General features: G+C 66.3%; 15 protein-coding genes and 1 riboswitch. Of the genes, 5 read left to right on the forward strand and 10 right to left on the reverse strand.

Annotated features, from left to right (window positions below; translation table 11 throughout):
* Nucleotides 1–256: 256 nt before the first annotated feature.
* The 4 genes from DYI42_RS12655 to DYI42_RS12670 all read right to left on the reverse strand — a co-directional run bounded on the left by DYI42_RS12655 (nt 257) and on the right by DYI42_RS12670 (nt 6,721).
* Entirely contained in the window at nt 257–2,824 is a 2,568-nt protein-coding gene (locus tag DYI42_RS12655; protein WP_213546302.1) for a putative PEP-binding protein, read from the reverse strand.
* Nucleotides 2,825–2,923: 99 nt separating this feature from the next.
* Nucleotides 2,924–5,209 carry a glycine--tRNA ligase subunit beta gene (gene glyS, locus DYI42_RS12660; RefSeq protein WP_213546303.1) on the reverse strand — a complete coding sequence of 762 codons (2,286 nt, stop codon included), beginning with the start codon at nt 5,207–5,209 and terminating at the stop codon, nt 2,924–2,926.
* A 1-nt stretch (nt 5,210) separates the two neighbouring features.
* Entirely contained in the window at nt 5,211–5,765 is a 555-nt protein-coding gene (locus DYI42_RS12665; RefSeq protein ID WP_213546304.1) for a DUF6446 family protein, read from the reverse strand.
* Entirely contained in the window at nt 5,762–6,721 is a 960-nt protein-coding gene (locus DYI42_RS12670) for a glycine--tRNA ligase subunit alpha (RefSeq protein ID WP_213546305.1), read from the reverse strand. Before DYI42_RS12670 ends, DYI42_RS12665 begins: the two co-directional genes overlap by 4 nt.
* Before the next feature lie 219 nt (nt 6,722–6,940).
* Between DYI42_RS12670 and DYI42_RS12675 the strand changes: the two genes are divergently transcribed.
* Nucleotides 6,941–8,728 carry a serine protease gene (locus DYI42_RS12675; protein ID WP_213546306.1) on the forward strand — a complete coding sequence of 596 codons (1,788 nt, stop codon included), beginning with the start codon at nt 6,941–6,943 and terminating at the stop codon, nt 8,726–8,728.
* 96 nt (nt 8,729–8,824) lie between these two features.
* Here DYI42_RS12675 and DYI42_RS12680 read toward each other — a convergent pair whose 3' ends face one another.
* Together DYI42_RS12680 and purU are read right to left on the reverse strand one after the other, a co-directional pair.
* Nucleotides 8,825–10,273, reverse strand: coding sequence for a TrkH family potassium uptake protein (locus DYI42_RS12680; RefSeq protein WP_213546307.1), 1,449 nt, complete (start codon nt 10,271–10,273; stop codon nt 8,825–8,827).
* A 352-nt stretch (nt 10,274–10,625) separates the two neighbouring features.
* The gene (gene purU / locus DYI42_RS12685; protein ID WP_213546308.1) at nt 10,626–11,510 is read right to left on the reverse strand and encodes a formyltetrahydrofolate deformylase; all 885 of its coding nucleotides are present in this window, start codon (nt 11,508–11,510) and stop codon (nt 10,626–10,628) included.
* Nucleotides 11,511–11,694: 184 nt separating this feature from the next.
* On the opposite strand from purU, the gene DYI42_RS12690 reads away from it, so the two are divergent.
* Both DYI42_RS12690 and DYI42_RS12695 read left to right on the forward strand, forming a co-directional pair.
* Nucleotides 11,695–12,606: an acyl-CoA desaturase gene (locus DYI42_RS12690; protein ID WP_213546309.1), complete on the forward strand. Its 912-nt coding sequence runs from the start codon at nt 11,695–11,697 to the stop codon at nt 12,604–12,606.
* Complete coding sequence (locus DYI42_RS12695) at nt 12,603–13,103, forward strand: GNAT family N-acetyltransferase (RefSeq protein WP_213546310.1); 501 nt, start codon at nt 12,603–12,605, stop codon at nt 13,101–13,103. The genes DYI42_RS12690 and DYI42_RS12695 overlap by 4 nt, the downstream gene beginning before the upstream one ends.
* A gap of 135 nt (nt 13,104–13,238) precedes the next feature.
* Here DYI42_RS12695 and folE2 read toward each other — a convergent pair whose 3' ends face one another.
* Nucleotides 13,239–14,336, reverse strand: coding sequence for a GTP cyclohydrolase FolE2 (folE2, locus tag DYI42_RS12700; protein WP_213546311.1), 1,098 nt, complete (start codon nt 14,334–14,336; stop codon nt 13,239–13,241).
* A gap of 208 nt (nt 14,337–14,544) precedes the next feature.
* Between folE2 and DYI42_RS12705 the strand changes: the two genes are divergently transcribed.
* Together DYI42_RS12705 and adh are read left to right on the forward strand one after the other, a co-directional pair.
* Complete coding sequence (locus tag DYI42_RS12705) at nt 14,545–15,513, forward strand: GAF domain-containing protein (RefSeq protein ID WP_213546312.1); 969 nt, start codon at nt 14,545–14,547, stop codon at nt 15,511–15,513.
* A 125-nt stretch (nt 15,514–15,638) separates the two neighbouring features.
* Nucleotides 15,639–17,159, forward strand: a complete 1,521-nt coding sequence (gene adh / locus DYI42_RS12710; protein WP_213546313.1) for an aldehyde dehydrogenase — start codon at nt 15,639–15,641, stop codon at nt 17,157–17,159.
* Between the two features lie 74 nt (nt 17,160–17,233).
* Here the strand turns inward: adh and DYI42_RS12715 are convergent, their stop codons facing one another.
* The 3 genes from DYI42_RS12715 to DYI42_RS12725 form a co-directional block, all read right to left on the reverse strand.
* Nucleotides 17,234–17,404, reverse strand: a complete 171-nt coding sequence (locus DYI42_RS12715; RefSeq protein ID WP_213546314.1) for a hypothetical protein — start codon at nt 17,402–17,404, stop codon at nt 17,234–17,236.
* Between the two features lie 45 nt (nt 17,405–17,449).
* Nucleotides 17,450–18,628 carry an O-succinylhomoserine sulfhydrylase gene (gene metZ, locus DYI42_RS12720; RefSeq protein ID WP_213546316.1) on the reverse strand — a complete coding sequence of 393 codons (1,179 nt, stop codon included), beginning with the start codon at nt 18,626–18,628 and terminating at the stop codon, nt 17,450–17,452.
* 52 nt (nt 18,629–18,680) lie between these two features.
* Nucleotides 18,681–18,760, reverse strand: a riboswitch (SAM riboswitch).
* 3 nt (nt 18,761–18,763) lie between these two features.
* Complete coding sequence (locus DYI42_RS12725) at nt 18,764–19,306, reverse strand: GNAT family N-acetyltransferase (RefSeq protein ID WP_244867892.1); 543 nt, start codon at nt 19,304–19,306, stop codon at nt 18,764–18,766.
* Nucleotides 19,307–19,443: the final 137 nt, after the last annotated feature.

The following is a 19,443-nucleotide window of genomic DNA, read 5'->3' on the forward strand; positions in this document are numbered from 1 at the left end:
TTCGGCGGTTGCGGGGGCAAAGGCGGTGGTCAGGCCCAAAAGCAGGGCGACCAGCGCGGACGGTTTCCGGCGCAGGTTAAGCATCGTCTACTCTAATTCGCAGCACGTCCCAGGCTCGTGCCAAGCCGAGGGCGCGCTTAACGGATGACACGCGCATATGTCTACCCCCGGGCCCCGACATGCGCGCAATCGGCGCAGTTCAGCCCACATTCTCTTCGAATATCCGCAGAAATGCCCGCAAAAGTTGTTGAAAGTCTTAACGAAGCTCGCCGGGCGCGTCGCCTGCCCGGTCGCGAATCGCAAGGTGAGCGGCGGCAAGCCGCGCAACCGGCACACGGAAGGGCGAGCACGACACGTAGTCAAACCCCGCCTCTCGGCAGAAGGCAATCGTGTCAGGGTCGCCGCCATGTTCGCCACAGACCGAAAGCGTCACCCCCGGGCGCGCCGCCCGGGCCCGCTCGGCCCCCAGCATCAGCAGCTCGCCCACGCCCTCCTGATCGAGGGTATGGAACGGGTCTTCCGGAAAAACCTGCTGCTGCACATAGGCTCCCATGAACTTGCCCGCATCGTCACGGCTGAGGCCGTAGGTCATCTGCGTCAGGTCGTTGGTGCCGAAGCTGAGGAAAGTCGCGTGCCCGGCGATATCGCCCGCACGGAGTGCCGCGCGCGGGGTTTCCACCATCACCCCCAGCCGGTAATCGAAGCTGGCGCCGGTCTCGTTGCGCACCGCCGCCGCCACGCCGTCGATCCGGGTTTTCAGCAGCTCCACCTCGCGCCGGGCGCTGACCAGCGGCAGCATGATCTCGGGCACCACGTGGTCGCCCTTGCGGCCCACCGCCACCGTCGCCTCGAAAATCGCTCGGGCCTGCATGTCGTAGATCTCGGGCACCGTCACACCCAGCCGAACGCCGCGCAGGCCCAGCATCGGGTTGAACTCGGCCAGCGCCTCCACCCGGTGCGCCACGTCGCTGAGCGGCAGGCCCAGGGCCTCGGCCAGCCCCCGCATCCCCTCCCTGTCGGAGGGGAGGAACTCGTGCAGCGGCGGATCGAATAGCCGGATGCACACCGGCTGGCCCACCATGATGCCGAAAAGCTGGGTGAAGTCCTCGCGCTGCATCGGCAGCAACTGCTCCAGCGCGGCGCGGCGGTCTTCGGTGCTGTCAGCGAAGATCATCTCGCGCATGACCATCATGCGCCCCTCTTCGAAGAACATGTGCTCGGTCCGGCACAGCCCGATGCCCTCGGCCTTGAACATCCGCGCAGTCTGCGCGTCGGCGGGGGTGTCGGCGTTGGCCCGGATGCCGATGTCGCGCAGCTCGTCGGCCCAGGACAGCAGCGACTGAAAGCTGTCATCCAGCGCGGGCTCCAGCATTTCGACCTCGCCCAGCAACATCTCGCCGCTACTGCCGTCGATGGTCACCGTGTCGCCCTCGCGAAAGCTGCGGCCATCCTTGGTTCGCAGGGTCTTCTTGGAGGTGGAAAGGCGCATGTCACTGGCGCCCACGATGCAGGGCAGCCCGAGGCCCCGGGCGATCACGGCGGCATGGCTCGTCATCCCGCCGCGCTCGGTCAGGATGCCGTTGGCGACATGCATGCCGCGAATGTCCTCCGGCGTCGTCTCGCGCCGCACGAGGATGCAGGGCTCGCCCTGCGCCGCATGGGCCTGCGCCGCCTGCGCCGAGAAAACCAGCTTGCCAATCGCCCCGCCCGGACTGGCCGCGATGCCGCGCAGGATCACGTCGCGCTTGGCCTTCGGGTCCACCTGCGGGTGGAGCAGTTCCGGCAGGGCGCGCGGCTCAACCCGCAGCACCGCCTCTTCCCGGCTGATGATCGACTCTTCCGCCAGCGCTACCGCAATCTGCAAGGCCGCGCGCGGGCTGCGGCTAACGCGCACCGCGTCGAGCACCCGCAGCTTACCCCGTTCGAGCGTGAATTCGATCTCCATTTCCTCGCGCAGCCGCGCGCGGCACATCTCGGCCATCTCAGTCAGCCGGTCGAAGATCTCCGGCTGCTCGCCCTCCAGCGAGGGGCCGCGCGGGTCTTCCAGCAGATAGAGCGCCTCGCCATTGGCCTCCAGCGCATCCCGCAAGAAGCTCTGGCGCAGGTAGCGGCCCGAAACCCGGCGCTGCCCGGTGACCTGGTCGACACAGCGCAGCACGCCCGAGCCGCTCTCGCCCGGCCCGACGCCCAGCGCCATCTCCTGCACCACGAGGCCCAACCCGGCATCGGGCGGCGCGCCCCGCGCCTGCCTGAGCAGCCGCGCCGTCGTGCCCTCCCAGGCCCGCGCCATCGAGCGCAGAACCTCCAGAAGCTGCACATCCGCCTCCTGCGGAAACGGCTCGTCGGCTTCATCCTCGTAGATCGTGAGCGCCTGCTTCAGCCGCTCGGTCGGATCATTGTCGGTGAAGGAGAAGGCATCGGCATCGAGCCGGGCCACATGCACCGCGTAGCTCTGGATGAAACGCAGGTAGAGGATCGAGGCCGCATCCTCGCCATGGGTCTGACTGAGCTCAAGGTGGCGGCGGTCGTTCATCCCGATGTTCAGAATGGCCCCCGGCCCGCCCCAGTCCGGATCCTGGCTGGAGGGGCGCACACAGAGCAGCGAGCGCGCGCCGAAAGTCGCCAGAAGCCGCGACACGTCAAACCCCTGCCCAGCGGCAAGCCCCTTCACCGCGCCAAACGAAAGCGCCACTGTCTGCGGCACCGGAAGGCCCAGCCGGATCAGCCGTTGCAGGCACTTCGCACGGCCACCATGCGTCGAGGCGCTTAGTGTCGCCTCGGCGTTAATCTCGGTGAATCCTGCAATCTGGGCCGATTTCTGCAACGCAGCGATCCTTTCTGTGGCGCAGAATAACCCGATTGGCGAGTCGGGCAAGGGCGACGTTAAAATTGAGTTAACGCTAACACCAACCCGCTCAAGGGCTTAGCCTTCCAGCCGCGACAAATCCGCCACCGTGGAGCAGGTCTGGCGGATACGATGCAGCAGATTCAGCCGGTTCCGGCGCAACACGTCGTTCTCCGCATTCACCTGCACCGCATCGAAAAACCCGTCGATTGGCGCCCGCAGCGCCGCCATGCGGGCCATCGCGGCGGCAAAATCCTCGGCCTCCACCGCGCTGGCAATCGCCGGCTCAGCCGCATCCAGCGCCGCGAACAGCGCCTTCTCCTCCGGCCCCTCCGCCAGCTTCGCCTCCGGCCCAAAGGAATATTCCACCCCATCCGCCGCTTCGGCCTGGCTGAGAATATTGTTTGCCCGCTTGAACCCCTGCACGAGGTTCTCACCATCCTCCGTGCCCAAGAAGGCCTGCACCGCCTCCGCCCGTTTCACCAGCAGCGTGAGGTCGTCCTTGCCCGGCATGGCGAGGCAGGCGTCGATCACGTCATGCCGAATGCCCTCTCCGCGCAGGTGCACCTTGAGGCGGTCGTGGAGGAAGGACAGCAGGTCGTCCGAGGTATCGGGCCTCTGCGCCGTTACGCGCTCAATCCACTCCGGTGCGTCGCCCTCGATCTGGTCCACCACGGCGCGCACGGCCCCGCCGAACACCCCGTGCTGCGCAATTTCATCAAGCAGCGCGTCTCGCAGGGCGACAGCCTTTCTGTCATCCGGTGCGATCTCGTGGCGCAGAAGCTGCGCGTCGATCAGACGATCCAGATGCAACCGCAGCCCATTCGCCAGCACCAGCCGGATCACCCCCAGCGCCGCACGGCGCAGCGCAAACGGGTCTTTCGACCCCGTCGGCTTCTCGTCAATCGCCCAGAACCCCGTCAGCGTGTCCAGCTTGTCGGCCAGTGCGACGGCCACCGAGACCGGCGCGGTCGGCACATCATCCGACGGCCCGAGCGGCGAGTAATGCTCTTCGCAGGCCGCCGCCACCTCGGCGGGCAGACCTGAAGCATCACTGTAATAGCGCCCCATAAGCCCCTGAAGTTCCGGAAATTCTCCGACCATCTCGGACGACAGATCGGCCTTCGCCACCTTCGCCGCCTGCACCGCCAGCGCCGGATCGGCGCCCACCATCGGCGCAAGGCTCTCGGCCAGCGCGGCAACCCGCGCCACCTTGTCGGCTACCGACCCGAGCTTGTTGTGAAAGGTCACGTTCTCAAGCCGCGCGGTCCAGGCCTCCAGCCCCTCGTCTTTCGCCACCCGCAGGTCGTTCTCCCAGAAGAACTTCGCATCCGAAAGCCGCGCCGCCAGCACTTTCTGGTTCCCGGCCAGAATAGTCGCGCCGTTGTCCTTCGTCTCCATGTTCGCCACGGTGACAAAGCTCACGATCTGCCCCTGCGCGTTCTTCACCGAGAAGAACTTCTGGTGCTCTTTCATCGAGGTCTGCAGCACCTCCGGCGGCAACCCGCGAAACTGCTCTTCGATCTCGCCCATCAGCACCACCGGCCACTCCACGAGGCCAGACACTTCGGCCAGAAGCCCCTTGTCCTCGACCAGCTCCAGCCCCTTGGCAAAGGCGAGCTGCGCCGCGTCATGGGCGATGGTCTCGGCCCGCGCCCCAGCATCCAGCACCACCCGCGCGCGCTTCAGCTTCGCCTCGTAATCCTCGAAATTCGAAACAGAAATCGCACCCGACGACAGAAAGCGGTGGCCCCGCGTGACATCCCCCGCCTTGATCCCGTCAATCTCCAGCGGCACCACCTGCGCACCGCTCTCGTCGCTCAAGATGCAAAGGATCGAATGCAGCGGCCGCACCCAGCGCAGGCTGCCCGCCCCCCAGCGCATCGACTTCGGCCAGGGGAAATTGCGAACGGCATTCTCCAGCACTGTAGCAACAACATCAGCAGCTGGCCGCTCTGGATACTCGAACGTAGCGAACAGTACCTGTTTGCCTTTCAGCTCTTTGGTGCGAACAAGCATATGTTCGCCATAAACGCCGTCTCCATCGCGCAGAGAAGCTAGCTTCTCTGCGTACCAAGAGTTGGGAGCCTCCCAGCCCAAACCACGAAAGAAGCCAAAAATTGCCTTCTCCGGCGCTTCCAGCGGAGGCCCTTTGCGATCTTCTTTGATTTTGGGTGTGTGGCTGGGCAGGCCATCCACAGCCAGCGCCAGACGGCGCGGCGTGGAAAACGCCCGTGCGCCGGCGTAGGTCAGCCCGGCCTCCACCAGCCCGTCGGTCACCAGCTTCTGCAAGTCCTCGGCGGCCTTGCGCTGCATCCGTGCGGGGATTTCCTCGCTGAAGAGTTCGATCAGAAGATCAGCCATCTCACTCGCCTTCCTGCGACCGTGCCGCAACAAATCCTTCGGGGTCGGGGCAGCCGGGCGGCACCGGCTTGCCGTCAAACACCTCTTCGCCGCAGTGGTTGATCTGGTGCCAGACAAAGCCGCGACCGTCATCCATGATCGCCACCACGCGGTCGATCCCGTAATAGATGTTCTCCACCCCGGTGAAGGCCATCGCCCGGCCCTCTTGCAGCGCAACGCCGACATCTTCAGCGTCGTAGCAGTCAAACCACCCCGGCCCGGTCAGTGGCACCGCCTCCTCGTAAGGCTCATAGGTTTCGCTCAGCATCGCCTGGCTCATCGGGGTGGTGAAGCAGGCCCGGTAGCGGATCGGGCTGGAGCTGGCGTCAATCGCCTCGAACTCGTCAGCGATGATCTCCTCGGGCGCCCCGCTCGCAATCGAGGTCAGCTCTACCGGCACCATGTCGTCCCGCAGCTCCACCCGCTCGTAAAAGCCGTAAACCTGCAGGTAATAGATTGCCAAACCGGCAACAGCCGCAGCCCCCACGATCACCCCTCCGACGAGTTTGCCGTTCATGCGTTTTCCGGTTCGGGCGCTTCCGGCACCCAGCCCCCGGCCTCGGTCTGCACGAAGGCATCGGCGCATTGCTTGGCCAGCGCCCGGACCCGGCCAATGTAGGCCTGCCGCTCGGTGACGGAGATCACGCCGCGCGCGTCGAGCAGGTTGAAGAGGTGGCTGGCCTTGATGCACTGGTCATAGGCCGGGTGGGCCATGACGATGCGGCGGCCGGTCTTCGGGTCTTCCGACGGAGCGGCAAGGATGCGCTCGCACTCCGCCTCGGCGTCCTTGAAGTGCTGCAGCAGCGTGTCGGTATCCGCCAGGTCGAAGTTCCAACGCGAATATTCGCCCTCGGTCTGGCGAAACACGTCGCCGTAGCTCAGGGCAATCGGCGTCTGCGGGTCGTTGTAGGGCATGTCCATCACGTGATCGACGCCCAGCACATACATCGCCAGCCGCTCCAGCCCGTAGGTCAGCTCGCCGCTCACGGGGTGGCAGTCATGCCCGCCAACCTGCTGGAAATAGGTGAACTGGCTCACCTCCATCCCGTCGCACCACACCTCCCAGCCAAGGCCCCAGGCGCCAAGCGTTGGGCTCTCCCAGTCATCCTCGACAAAGCGAATGTCATGCACCTGCGCGTCGATCCCTATCGCCGCGAGCGAGCCGAGATACAAATCCTGCAAGTCCGGCGGGCTCGGTTTGATCAGCACCTGGTACTGGTAATAATGCTGCAACCGGTTGGGGTTGTCGCCGTAGCGTCCATCCGTCGGCCGCCGCGAGGGCTGCACGTAGGCCGCCGCCCAGGGCTTGCTGCCCAGCGCCCGCAGGGTGGTCGCCGGATGGAAGGTGCCCGCGCCCACCTCCATGTCGTAGGGTTGCAGTACCGCGCAGCCCTTGCCGCCCCAATAGGCCTGAAGCCGCAGGATGATCTCCTGAAAGGAGCGGGGTTTGTCGATGCTCTGATGCTCGGCCATGGGGCGCGGTATCCTCGGGGTTTCGGCGTGCAGCGCCTCAATAGAGCCGGGGCGCGAGACGGTCAAACCGTTTGCCTGTGGCCCGTCTGCGACGCCGCACGCCCGGGGCCTGAACACACGCATATTTGGGGTGCAACGCCCGTCAGCACTGGTAGATTGCCCGAAATCGCGCGGGGCCCGCATTTCAGGCCCATCAGGGAATGGGACACGAGACAGAGTATGACGATTTTCACCAAGCGTATTTTTGCGGCGATCTGGCTGCTCTTCGCACTCGCCGCGGGCAGCGCGGCCACCGCGCAAAGCACCGTCTGGGTGCAGATCGAGGCCCAGCCCACGCTGGCCGAGGCCGAAGCGCGGGCGCGGGCCTATTCGGCGGCCTTCCCCAACACTGCAGGCTTCCGGATGCGCTCGGGCTGGTATGCCATCGCGCTCGGGCCCTATACCCAGCAACAGGCCGACCGCGAGCTTGCCGCGCTGCGCCGCGAGCGGCTGATCCCGGCCGACAGCTTCATCGCCTTCCCCAACCAGTTCCGCCAGCAGTTCTGGCCCGTGGGTGCCAACACCCTGAACGATCCGGCGCCCACGGCCCAGCCCGAGGCCAGCAACGAGCCCGCAACTGATCTGGAGTCCGCAGCCGAAGCGGTTGTCGAGGCCACACCAGAGCCCGAGCCGGTGATCCCCGATGAAACCCCCGCCGAGGCCCGCCGCTCCGAGCGCGCACTCAGCCGGGACGAACGCGCCGAGCTTCAGGAGGCCCTGCAATGGGAGGGCTTCTACCTCGGTGCTATCGACGCGGCCTTCGGCCCCGGCACCCGCCGCTCCATGGCCGATTACCAGGCTGCCAAGGGCTACGAGCCCACCGGCGTGCTCACCACCGCCCAGCGCCGCGAGCTGGTCGAGGGCTACCGCGCCGAATTTGCCGCTCTCGGCATGGCCCCCCTGGCCGACAACCGTGCGGGCATCGAGATGACGGCCCCCCTCGGCCTCGTGGCCTTCGACCATATCGAGCCACCCTTCGTGCATTACGACAGCACCAACGACCGGGGCGTCCGCCTCCTGCTGATCTCGCAGACCGGCGACCAGACCACGCTGTTCGGCCTCTACGACATCATGCAGACGCTCACCATCGTTCCCCAGGAAGGCGAGCGCAGCCGCTCCGAGCGCAGCTTCGTGCTGACCGGCCAGAACGACGAGTTGCACAGCTACACCTACGCCCGCCTCGACGGTGGCGCGGTCAAGGGATTCACCCTCGTGTGGAAGCCGGAAGACGCCAAGATAATGAACGCCGTGGTCAAGGAAATGCGCGAGAGCTTCACGCCGACTGCATCGATCCTTCCCGACAGCGCCGGAAACAGCGGTGAAGAACAGCGGGTGGATCTTCTGGCGGGGCTCGAAATCCGCAGCCCCGAGCTGTCGCGTTCCGGCTTCTACGTCGATGGCTCCGGCGCGGTGCTGACCACCACCGAAGTGCTCGGCCAATGTGGCCGCGTCACCCTGGATGAAAGCTATGAGGCCGAAATCGCCGCCCGCGACGACACCCTAGGCCTCGCCCTGCTGACGCCCCGCCAGCCGCTGGCGCCTCAGGCTCACGCCCGCTTCGCCCCGTCCACGCCGCGCCTCAAGTCCGAGGTCGCCGTGGCGGGCTACAGCTACGAAGAGGTGCTTGGCCTGCCCACCGTCACCTTCGGCACCCTCGCCGACCTGCGCGGGCTGGGCGGCGAAAACGGCGTGCAGCGGCTGGAGCTTTCCACCCTGCCCGGCGATGCGGGCGGCCCGGTGCTCGACCAGTCCGGCGCGGTGCTCGGCATGTTGCTTGCCCGCCAGCAGGACGGCAGCCGCCAGTTGCCTGACAACGTGCAATTCGCACGCGACGTGCCCTCGATCGCGGGCTTCCTCTCCGCCGCCGGGCTCGATGCCACGCCGTCGGAGGCCAGCTCCGCACTCGCCCCCGAGGATCTCACCTCCCTGGCCGAAGGTATGACGGTTCTGGTCAGCTGTTGGGAGTGATCCCCACGCGCGGTGTAGGGCTCCCGTAGGGTGGGCAATCTGCCCACCTTCCCGGCCCCGTCCCGCGCGTTATGCCCGCCAGCAGTTGCCGGTGCGCTATGCGCGCCAGAAGTTGACAGTGAACAGCGCATAAACGGCCAGCACCTCCAGCCGCCCCACCAGCATGCCTGCCGCCAGTAGCCACTTGGCGGTGTCGTTCAGCGTGCTGAAGTTGCCCGCCGGCCCGATGATATCCCCCAGCCCCGGGCCGATGTTGGCAATCGCCGTCGCCGCGCCGGAAACGGAAGTGGTAAAATCCAGCCCGGTAAAACTCAGCAGCACCGCCAGCGCCCCAAGCGACACGGTGAAGAGCACGAAGAAGCTCATCACCGAGCTCAGCACATCCTGCCCCACCGGGCGCCCGTCATAACGCGGGGTGAAGATACCCGAGGGCGAATGGATGGTCCGGATCTGGCTGCGGATCGAGGCAAACAGAAGCTGGTAGCGGAAAATCTTCACCGAGCAGGCTGTCGAGCCCGCGCAGCCTCCGATCAACCCGATGAAGAAGAACATGATCACCAGGAACCCGCCCCACTGCATGTAATCCACCGAGGCATAGCCGGTGCCCGACATGATCGAGGTGATGTTGAACAGCCCCTCCCGCATCGCCTGCTCCCAGTGATGCGGAAAGATCGACGTCAGGATCAGCGTGGTGACCAGCACCAGCACCGCGATGATGCTCAGAAACACCCTCACCTGGCTGTCGCGCCAGAGCGGGGTGGCATTGCCGTTCACCAGCTGCACGTAGCGCACAAAGGGCAGCGCGGCGAGGATCATGAAGATCGAGGCCGCGTATTCCGGCGCGCCCTGAAAGGTGCCAAAGCTGGCATCGTAGTTCGAGAATCCCCCAGTGCTGACGGTGGTGAGCGCATGCACCACCGCATCGAACCCGCTCATGCCCAGAAAGAGGTAGGTGACGAGGCAGGCGAGCGTGATGGCAATGTAGATCACCGAGATCTGCGCCGCGATCTGGGTGGCGCGCGGCAGGATCTTCCCCATCGTCTCGAAGGCCTCCGAGCGGAAAATCTGCATCCCCCCCACCTTCAGTTCCGGCAGGAACACCATGGCCACAACGATGATCCCGATGCCTCCCAGCCATTGCAGAATGCCCCGCCAGAGCAGAATGCCCTTGGGCAGATCGTCCAGCCCGGTGAGCACGGTGGAGCCGGTGGTCGTCAGCCCCGACATCGCCTCGAAGAAGGCATCCACCACCCGCGCATCGGTCTCGCCAAGGATAAATGGCACAGCCCCGAAGAGCGGCAGCGCCACCCAAACGAGCGTGGTGAGCAAGAAGGTCTGCCGCAGCGTCAGCCCCTCGGTCACCCCGTTGGCACAGGCCAGCGCAATGAGCCCGCCCGAGAGCATGGTGATGATCCCGCTCTCAAGGAACACCGGCCACTGGCTGTTGCCCTCATAGAGATCGACCATCATGGGCACCAGCATCATGGCCCCGAGAATGGCTGTGAGAAGGCCGATGACATAACCGACCGGGCGAACGTCCAACATGGACGAACGGTTGGCTTGGGGCGCGGGAAGTGTCAAGCAACAGCGAGCCTCAGGGGCCCGCGGTGCGGCCCGTGACCGTCACGTGGTGAAACGCCCCTTCAGAGTCGAACCTCACCTGAACCCGCAGTTCCCGCGCGATGAGCAGGCTCCAGGCGGTCTTGCTGCACGGCCCGCCCAGCAAGGAGTCAACAGCTCCAAAGACCGGACGCCTACCACAAGCCCCCCCGCCCCGCATTAACCCCAAATCAAGGTTAACGCCGCCGCCCGAAACCCGACCGGCGCCGCACCATTTTCTTGCTGCAAGTATCTCCGGGGAGCGCGAGGGGCTGGCCCCTCGCTCCTGCCCTTTCCGTCAGCCCATCCGCTCCGAGCGGAAGCCGCCGGGCGAAGCCGGGAACACAACCGTCTTGTTGCCGTTCAACAGCACCCGGTGATGGATGAAGGCGTGGATCGCGCGGGCAAACACCTGCGCCTCCACGTCCCGGCCAAGGCTCACGTAGTCGTCGCCATTCTGCGCATGGGTCACCCGCACAGTGTCCTGCTCAATGATCGGCCCCTCATCCAGATCGGCGGTCACAAAATGCGCCGTCGCGCCAATCAGCTTCACACCGCGCTCGAAGGCCTGCTTGTAGGGGTTCGCTCCTTTGAAGCTCGGCAGGAAGGAGTGGTGGATGTTGATGATCCGCCCCGCCATCTTCTGGCACATCGCGTCAGACAGCACCTGCATGTAACGCGCCAGCACGATCAGCTCCGCCCCGGTTTCCTCGACCACATCCATGATCCGCTGCTCGGCCTGCGGCTTGTTCTCCTTCGTCACCCGGATGTGGTGAAACGGGATATCGTGGTTCACCACCACCTTCTGGTAGTCGAGATGGTTCGAAATTACCGCCACGATCTCCACCGGCAGCGCCCCGATGCGCCAGCGATAGAGCAGGTCGTTCAGGCAATGGCCAAAGCGCGAGACCATGATGATCACCTTCATCTTCTGCGCGTCGTCGTGGATCGCCCACCCCATCGAGAAGGGCTCCGCCACCGCGCCGAAGGCCTCGCGCAGCGCCTCCAGCGGCGCGCCCTCCTCGGAGTTGAAGCTGGTCCGCATGAAGAAATTCCCGGTTCCCGGGTCGTCAAACTGCGCCGAGTCTGTGATGTTGCAGCCCTTCTCGGCCAGAAAGCCGGAGATGGCGGCAACGATGCCCCGCGTGGAGGGGCAGGTGACGGTAAGGGTGTAGCGGCTCATGGCTATATGGTCCTGCGCGTTAAGGTCTCGTGTTGCACCGATGCCCTATCAAGGGGATGTTCCCCGTCAACTCCTCCACGCAGGCACACGGCGTTCTGGCCGCAGAATAACCGCCGCCGATTCAACGGATTGCCACAATGCGACACTTGGTGTTCCTATAGGGAACTCGGGTGAGGCGTGTGTGATGGAACTGGTCGATTCAGAGCGGGTGAAAGCGGGGCCGGGCTGCGATGCCATGGCCGGGCGCATCACCTTCGAGCCGCTCAAGGCGGCCTGGTGGGCCGGGCATGGGCTCGGCGGCCTCACCGCAGTCCTGGTCTTCCCAAGCTGGAGCGGCCTCGCCGTCTTTATCCTCCTCACCGGCCTCACCATCTGCGCCGGCCACTCCGTCGGCATGCACCGCCTGCTCATCCACCGCGCCTTCACCACACCGCTCTGGCTGGAGCGTCTGCTGGTCTGGCTCGGCACCCTCGTCGGCATGGCCGGCCCCATGGGTATGATCCGCGCCCATGACATGCGCGACTGGCACCAGCGCCAAGAGCGCTGCCCGCCGCACCCCTCGCACGGTGCAGGGTTTTTCAAAGATGCCTACTGGCAACTGATGTGCAGCTACCGCCTGACGCAACCGCCCCGGCTTGAGATCGAGCCCGAAGTGGCCCGCGACCCGGTCTACCGCTTCACCGAAGCCACCTGGATGGCTCAGCAACTGCCCCTCGCCCTTGCTCTCTGGGCGCTCGGCGGCTGGGGCTGGGTGCTCTGGGGCATCTGCCTGCGGGTCTGGGTGTCGCTGACGATGCACTGGATGGTCGGCCACTACTGTCACCGTTCGGGCCATCAGGGCTGGCGTATCGCGGGCCTGCCGGTGCAGGGCTACAACCTGCCGGGCTGGTCGCTGGTCACATTCGGAGAAAACTGGCACGGCAACCACCACGCCTTCCCCCATTCCGCCCGCCTCGGGGTGGAACGCGGCCAGCTCGATCCGGGCTTCTGGTTCATCCGCACGCTGGAGGCGCTCGGCCTCGCCACCCATGTCCGGCTCCCCACCAACGAAGCCCCGCGCGAGGGCCTCACCCGGCTTGGACAGCCCGCCGAATGACGGCCCGAAGCATTCGCGCGCTCACCCCGGAGCATGACCTCGCCGCAATCATCGCCTTCTACGAGGCAGCACCCGATTACTTCCTCATGGCCGACGGAGAGGCCCCCGGCCCCGCCAAAGCCCGCGAATTCTTCACCGACGTCCCGCCCGGCTGCGACCCTGCCGCCACCCATCACCTCGGCCTCTTTCTCGAGGACCGGCTCTCCGGCCTCGCCGAACTCTCCTTCGGCTTCCCCGAGCCAGGCGATGCCTTCCTCGGCCTCATGCTGCTCGGCCCCTGGGCGCGCGGCGCAGGCCATGGCCGCGCCTTCCTTGCAGAGGTCGAGGCCCGCGCGCGCGCCACCCGTAGCCCCGCGCTCTCCCTCGCCGTGCTGAAGGCCAATCCGCGTGGCCGTGCCTTCTGGGAGCGCGAAGGCTTCACCGCGACAGGCCACACCGGCAGCTACACCGCCGGTGGCGTAACCCACCACCTCGCCCGCATGTCGAAACCGCTGTAGGTCGGGACTTGTCCCGACGCTCCGCACCCGAGACGGGCAGGTGACGCGTATCGCGGTAGGGTGGGCAATCTGCCCACCGCCCCGGGCGCTGCTCATCGGTGCCTTGCCTCACGGCGCGGCGCCTCTTCGCAGCCGCTACCCGCCGTGCACGAGCGTCGTGAAGAGCTTCGGATCGAGGCTCTGCGCTGCAAAGGTCTCGCCTTCGGTCAGCACCGCCACCGCGTCGTGGGAATGGAGCGATTCCTGATGGCTCGCCACGATCCTGAAATCCCCCACCCGCGGCTCGGCCTGCAACGCCTCGCAGAACGACCGCGCGGCATCCTCCACGAAGATCGGGTTGGCCGCGTTCAGCTCGGCAAAGGCCTGCTCGTCCTCGCGCTTCACCATCACTTGGGTCTCGGTCGGCACCGCCTCGCGGCACAGCTCCACCAGATCCTCGAACCAGAGCCGCTGCCCCGGCAGGCACTCCACCGAGACCCGCGCCACCGAGCGCTGCGAATGGGGCGTCGCCAGCTGCCCCCGCGCCCGCCGCGCGTGCTCAGACAGCTCCAGCGAACAGGGGCAGGTCGAGCTGTAAACATAATCCAGATGCATCAGCTTCTTGCGCCGCCCGCCCGCGTCCACCACCTCCATGGCGATGTCGTAATACTGGTAGCCCTCCAGCCCGCTGCGCAGGCTCCCAACCTTCATCGGAAAGGAAAACCGCATCTGGATCCGGGCATCGAAACTCTCCAGATCGCCCTTGTAGGCCTCCAGCGTCTCCTCGATCACATCGAGCGAAAATTCCTTCTCCGCCTGGGCATAGAAGGTCCGCATGATGCGGCTCATGTTGATGCCCTTCTTCTCCGCCTCAAGGCTCACCGTGCCGGTGACGGAGGTTTCCAGCGTGATCCCCCCGCCGTCGCGGGTGTGAAAGCGGATCGGCAGGCGGAAATTCGAAATCCCGACATGCTCGATATGCTGCCGCGCGCCCCGGATCAGGCTCGATGGCCCGTTCTGCAGGTCCGGCAACCCGGCCTTGTAGGCCTCATCCGCCTTGAACTCTTCGGGGTAGGCACGGGCCAGCGCGGGGTAATTCGGCAGCGGCGCATCGGGCAACAGCCGCGAAATCGCCGGATCGAGCGCCGCAACCTCCTCAGGGGTCGCCTTCGACGCCCAGCGCCTGAGCTGTGCCAGCGCGGCGCGCGCCTCTTCCTCGGTGGTCTCATCCAGCGTGGCAGCACGGATATTCATGGCAATTTCCCCCTTTCATGCGGGTGCGGGCCATCGCCTGCATATGGGGCACCCTAGCGGCCTTGCAAGCTTTTCCTGCCCCGCGGACGACCTGCCATCCGCCAAATGAGACAGCCACCGCCCTGCCCTTCATTGCCCCAAAGTCGTAGGCAAGGGCGGTTCCATTGCGCCCCGAAGCGCCTATCATCGCACCCGGGGAGGAACCCGCATGACCCATGTTGCACGCCACGTCGACCACGTGCTGAAAACCGCAAGCCACCCGGCCGCCGCCGCCCGCTCGCGGCTGGCCGCTTCGTGGATGCGCTCGCTCACCCACCACGGGCTGGACCCGGCCCAGCGCGCAGGCGTCCAACGGATAACCGAAGGCGCACTGCGCGAGCGCCACGAGCGCGCGGGCCGGATGCGCGCCATCGCCGCGCCCCAGATGGATGCGCTCTTCCGCCTCGTCGACGGCTCGGGCTGCGGCGTGCTGCTGACCGACGCCGAGGGCGTGGTGCTCGATCTGCGCGCCGCCGAGGGCGACACCGCCACCTTCGAGCACTGGGGCCTCGCACCTGGCCATGACTGGTCGGAAGGCTCCGAAGGCACCAACGGCATCGGCACCTGCATCGCCGAGCGGCGCGAGGTGATTATCCACCGCGATCAGCACTTCCGTGCCCGCAACACCGCGATGAGTTGCATGGATGCGCCGATCTTCGGCGCGCAGGGCGAGCTGATCGGGGCGCTCGATGTCTCCTCCGCGCGTGCCGACCAGACCGAGGGCTTCAACCAGCTCATCGCCGCCGTTGTCGCCCAGACCGCCCGCAAGATCGAGGCCGCGCACTTCCGCGCCGCTTTCCCCGGCACCCGGATCATCTCCGCCGCCAGCGACGAGGAGGCCGATGCTGTCACCCTGCTCGCCGTCGATGCCGACGACATCCTGCGCGGCGCGACGCGGGGCGCACGCAAAGCATTCCGTCTCGCCCCCACGGGGCCCGTCACGCCCCTGCCCGCTTCCGACATCTTCGGGCGCGCCGACGGGCCGACCGGCTTTGAGAAGGCCGAGCGCGCCGCCGTCAACCGGGCGCTGGCCCGCGCGGGCGGCAACGTAAGCGCTGCGGCGCGCAGCCTCGGCATCGGGCGGGCCACGCTCTATCGCCGGATGAAGCGGCTGGGCCTGAGCGAAAGCGCGGCCTGACCTGTCTCACCGCTGAGACACATCGCACCTACGCCCGGCCTACCCCCCCTCCCCCGCCGCACCCCGGCAGCGCAGGCTCTGCCCATCCCGGCACGGGGCCGGGCGCAAATTTGGGAGGAGCATCCATGAACGAGATGACTCAACTGGCGAGCAGCTTCACCTCGCCCTTCAAGGACCGGTACGACAACTTCATCGGCGGCAAATGGGTCGCCCCCGCCTCCGGCAAGTACTTCGACAACATCACGCCGATCACCGGCGCCGTCGTCTGCCAGGTGGCGCGCTCCGATGCCGCCGACGTCGAGCTGGCGCTTGATGCCGCCCACGCCGCCAAGGACGCCTGGGGCAAGACCAGCGCCACCGAGCGCTCCAACCTGCTGCTGCGCATCGCCGACCGGATCGAGCAGAACCTCGAGCGCATCGCCACCGCCGAAACCTGGGACAACGGCAAGCCGATCCGCGAGACCATGGCCGCCGACATCCCGCTCGCCGTCGATCACTTCCGCTACTTCGCAGGGGCGCTGCGGGCGCAGGAAGGCAGCATGTCGGAGATCGACAACGACACCGTCGCCTACCACTTCCACGAGCCCCTCGGTGTGGTCGGGCAGATCATCCCCTGGAACTTCTCGGTGCTGATGGCCGCCTGGAAGCTCGCGCCCGCGCTGGCCGCCGGCAACTGCATCGTGATGAAGCCCGCCGAGCAAACCCCGGCGGCGATCATGGTGCTGATGGAGGTCATCGCCGACCTGCTGCCCGACGGCGTGCTCAACATCGTCAACGGCATGGGCCCCGATGTGGGTGGCCCGCTGGCCGAAAGCCCGCGCATCGCCAAGATCGCCTTCACCGGCTCCACAGAGACCGGCCGCATCATCATGAAAGCCGCCACCAAAAACCTCATCCCGGTGACGCTGGAGCTGGGCGGCAAGTCGCCCAACATCTTCTTCTCCGATGTGATGGCGCAGGATGATGCCTTTCTCGACAAGGCGGTGGAGGGCTTCGTCCTTTTCGCCTTCAACCAGGGCGAGGTCTGCACGTGCCCGTCCCGCGCGCTGATCCAGGAGGATATCTACGAGGAGTTCATCAAGCGCTGCATCGCCCGCGTCGAGGCGATCAAGCAGGGCGACCCGCGCGAGATGGAGACCATGGTCGGCGCCCAGGCCAGCGCCGAACAGCAGCAGAAGATTACCTCCTACCTCACCATCGGTGTCGAAGAGGGGGCCGAGGTGCTCACCGGCGGCGCGGCAGCCCAGATGGGCGGCGAGTTGAAGAACGGCTTCTACGTCCAGCCGACCATCCTGAAAGGCCACAACAAGATGCGCGTCTTCCAGGAAGAGATCTTCGGCCCGGTGGTCTCGGTGACGACCTTCAAGACCGAAGAAGAGGCCCTCGCCATCGCCAATGACACAATGTACGGCCTCGGCGCCGGCGTCTGGACCCGCGACGGCACCCGCGCCTACCGCTTCGGCCGCGAGATCGAGGCGGGCCGCGTCTGGGTGAACAACTACCACGCCTACCCCGCCCACGCAGCCTTCGGCGGCTACAAGCAATCGGGCGTCGGGCGCGAGAACCACAAGATGATGCTGGACCACTACCAGCAGACCAAAAACATGCTGGTCAGCTACAACCCCAACAAGCTCGGCTTCTTCTGACAGCCCACACATGCCGTCGGCCTCTCCCGTGGCCGGCAACCCCGGGCGTCCGCAGCCACCTGCGGGCGCCCTTTTCAGTCCGTGGGTCGGGGCTGAGCTTCGGGCATTTCTTGCGGCGGCTGCAATGCATGAGCGGCCTGCCCCGGGGCAAAAGCGGGGGTCAGGCTGCCATCGCCATAGCGCGCCCCACGGGCGGGCCAGACGGACAGGTGGCGGAAATCGGGGGCGGGGGTGCGGGCGGTCATCGGCCCTCTCCTCTGGTGATGTGGAAACGCAGGTGAAAGGGCCGCTCAGGCCATCTCCAGCGCCTGCATCACATCCGCCACAAGGTCTTCTCCATCCTCGATGCCCAAAGACAGCCGAACCAGCCCCGGGGAGATCCCCAGCAACGCCTTCTTCTCGTCCGAAAGCCGCTGGTGCGTGGTCGTCGCCGGATGGGTGATGATGCTCTTCGCATCCCCGAGGTTGTTGGAAATCACCACGATCTCCAGCGCGTCGAGAAAGCGGAAGGCCGCCTCCTTGCCGCCCTTGATCTCGAAAGACACCACCGTGCCCGGCTTCTCCATCTGCGCCAGCGCGAGATTGTGCTGCGGATGGTCCGGCAGGCCGGGATAAAGCACGGCCTTCACCTTCTCATGGCCGACAAGCGCCTTGGCCACCGTCTCGGCATTGCCCGCCTGCGCCCGGCAGCGCAGATCCAGCGTTTCCAGGCCCTTCAAGAGCACCCAGGCGTTGAACGGGCTCATCGCTCCGCCGCTGTGCTTCAGGTAGGGTTCAAGCGTCTTGCGGATGAACTCTTCGCTGCCCAGCACCACGCCGCCCAGCACACGCCCCTGCCCGTCGATATGCTTTGTGGCCGAGTAGACGATCACATCCGCCCCCAGCTCCAGCGACCGCTGAAAGACTGGCGTGGCAAAGACATTGTCCACCACCACCAGCGCGCCCACCGCGTGGGCGAGCTCGCTGACGCCGCGAATGTCGATCACCTCCAGCGTCGGGTTCGAGAGTGCCTCGAAGAACACCAGCTTGGTGTCGGGCCGGATCGCCGCCTTCCAGGCCGCCAGGTCGGTGCCGTCGACAAATTCGACCTCCACGCCAAACCGCACCAGCACTTCGCTCAAGATGTACTCGCAGGAGCCAAAGAGTGCGCGGGAACTCACCACATGATCCCCTGCCTTCAACGGCGCCATCAGCGCCGCGTTGACCGCGGCCATGCCGCTTGCAGTTGCAAAGGCATCCTCCGCGCCTTCAAGCAGCGCGATCCGCTCCTCGAACATCCGCACCGTCGGGTTGCCGTAGCGGGCATAGATGAACTCGTCCTCGCCCAGCGCCTCAAACCGCCCCTCGGCCTGCGCCGCGCTGTCATAAACAAAGCCCTGGGTAAGAAAAATCGCCTCGCTCACCTCGCCATACTGCGAGCGCCGCGTGCCGCCATGAACAAGCTTGGTGCGTGTCTTGCGTTCAGACATGATTGGCCTCCTTCGCCAATAAAAAAGCCCTCACCGCTGCCAAGCGACGAGGACTCTCCCCTGCCTGACCTCTTTAGCGGAAGTGTTTAGAGTGGCCCGCAATCCGGTGAACAAATCGCCACTTGTGAGGGTGAATTACGCCTGCGCGCGGCCTGCGTCAATCCCCGTGTCCGCATCAAGGGGCAAGGCATAGCGCAGCGCCTCCACCTCCGCGCCCCGGCTGGCGCTGAATACAGCCTGCCGCTCCCCCATCGCCCGGAAGCCGAGCCGCAGCAGCACCGCCGCCGATCCCGCTTTGTCGCAAAAATGCCCCGCTGTCACCCGTGCCACCCCCATCCGGCCCGCCTCGTTCAGGGCTTCGCGCGCCATCGCCATGGCCACCCCCCTGCGGCGGAACGCTGGCGCGACCCAATAAGATAGCTCCGCGGCATCTCCCGCGCGTCGAAGCGCGACCGAGCCCGCACCCGCGCCACCCAGCAAGGCGACGAGCGCAGCCCATCGCCCGCCGCCCGCAAGGCCTGCCACTCGGCAATCCAACGTGCGGCAAACCCCTCGGGCAAGGGGTGCGGTATCGTTGCAGTGTTGCGCGCCAGCTCCGCGCGCGCCAGCACGGGCGCGATCCAGCTTGCATCCTCGGGGGCGATCGGACGAAAGGTCAGCACTTCCTGCATCCGGCATCCATGCCAGAGCAGGAGCCGAAACAGAAGGCCCCGGCGGATTACACCTCCCGACCTTCACTGCGCTCTTGCGCAGGCGCTGCTTCCCGCTCCACCGCCCCCCGCCGCGACAACCACCGCGCGCCAAGGAAACAGGCC

Source organism: Vannielia litorea (assembly GCF_018424695.1).
GTDB classification, from domain to species: domain Bacteria; phylum Pseudomonadota; class Alphaproteobacteria; order Rhodobacterales; family Rhodobacteraceae; genus Vannielia; species Vannielia litorea_A.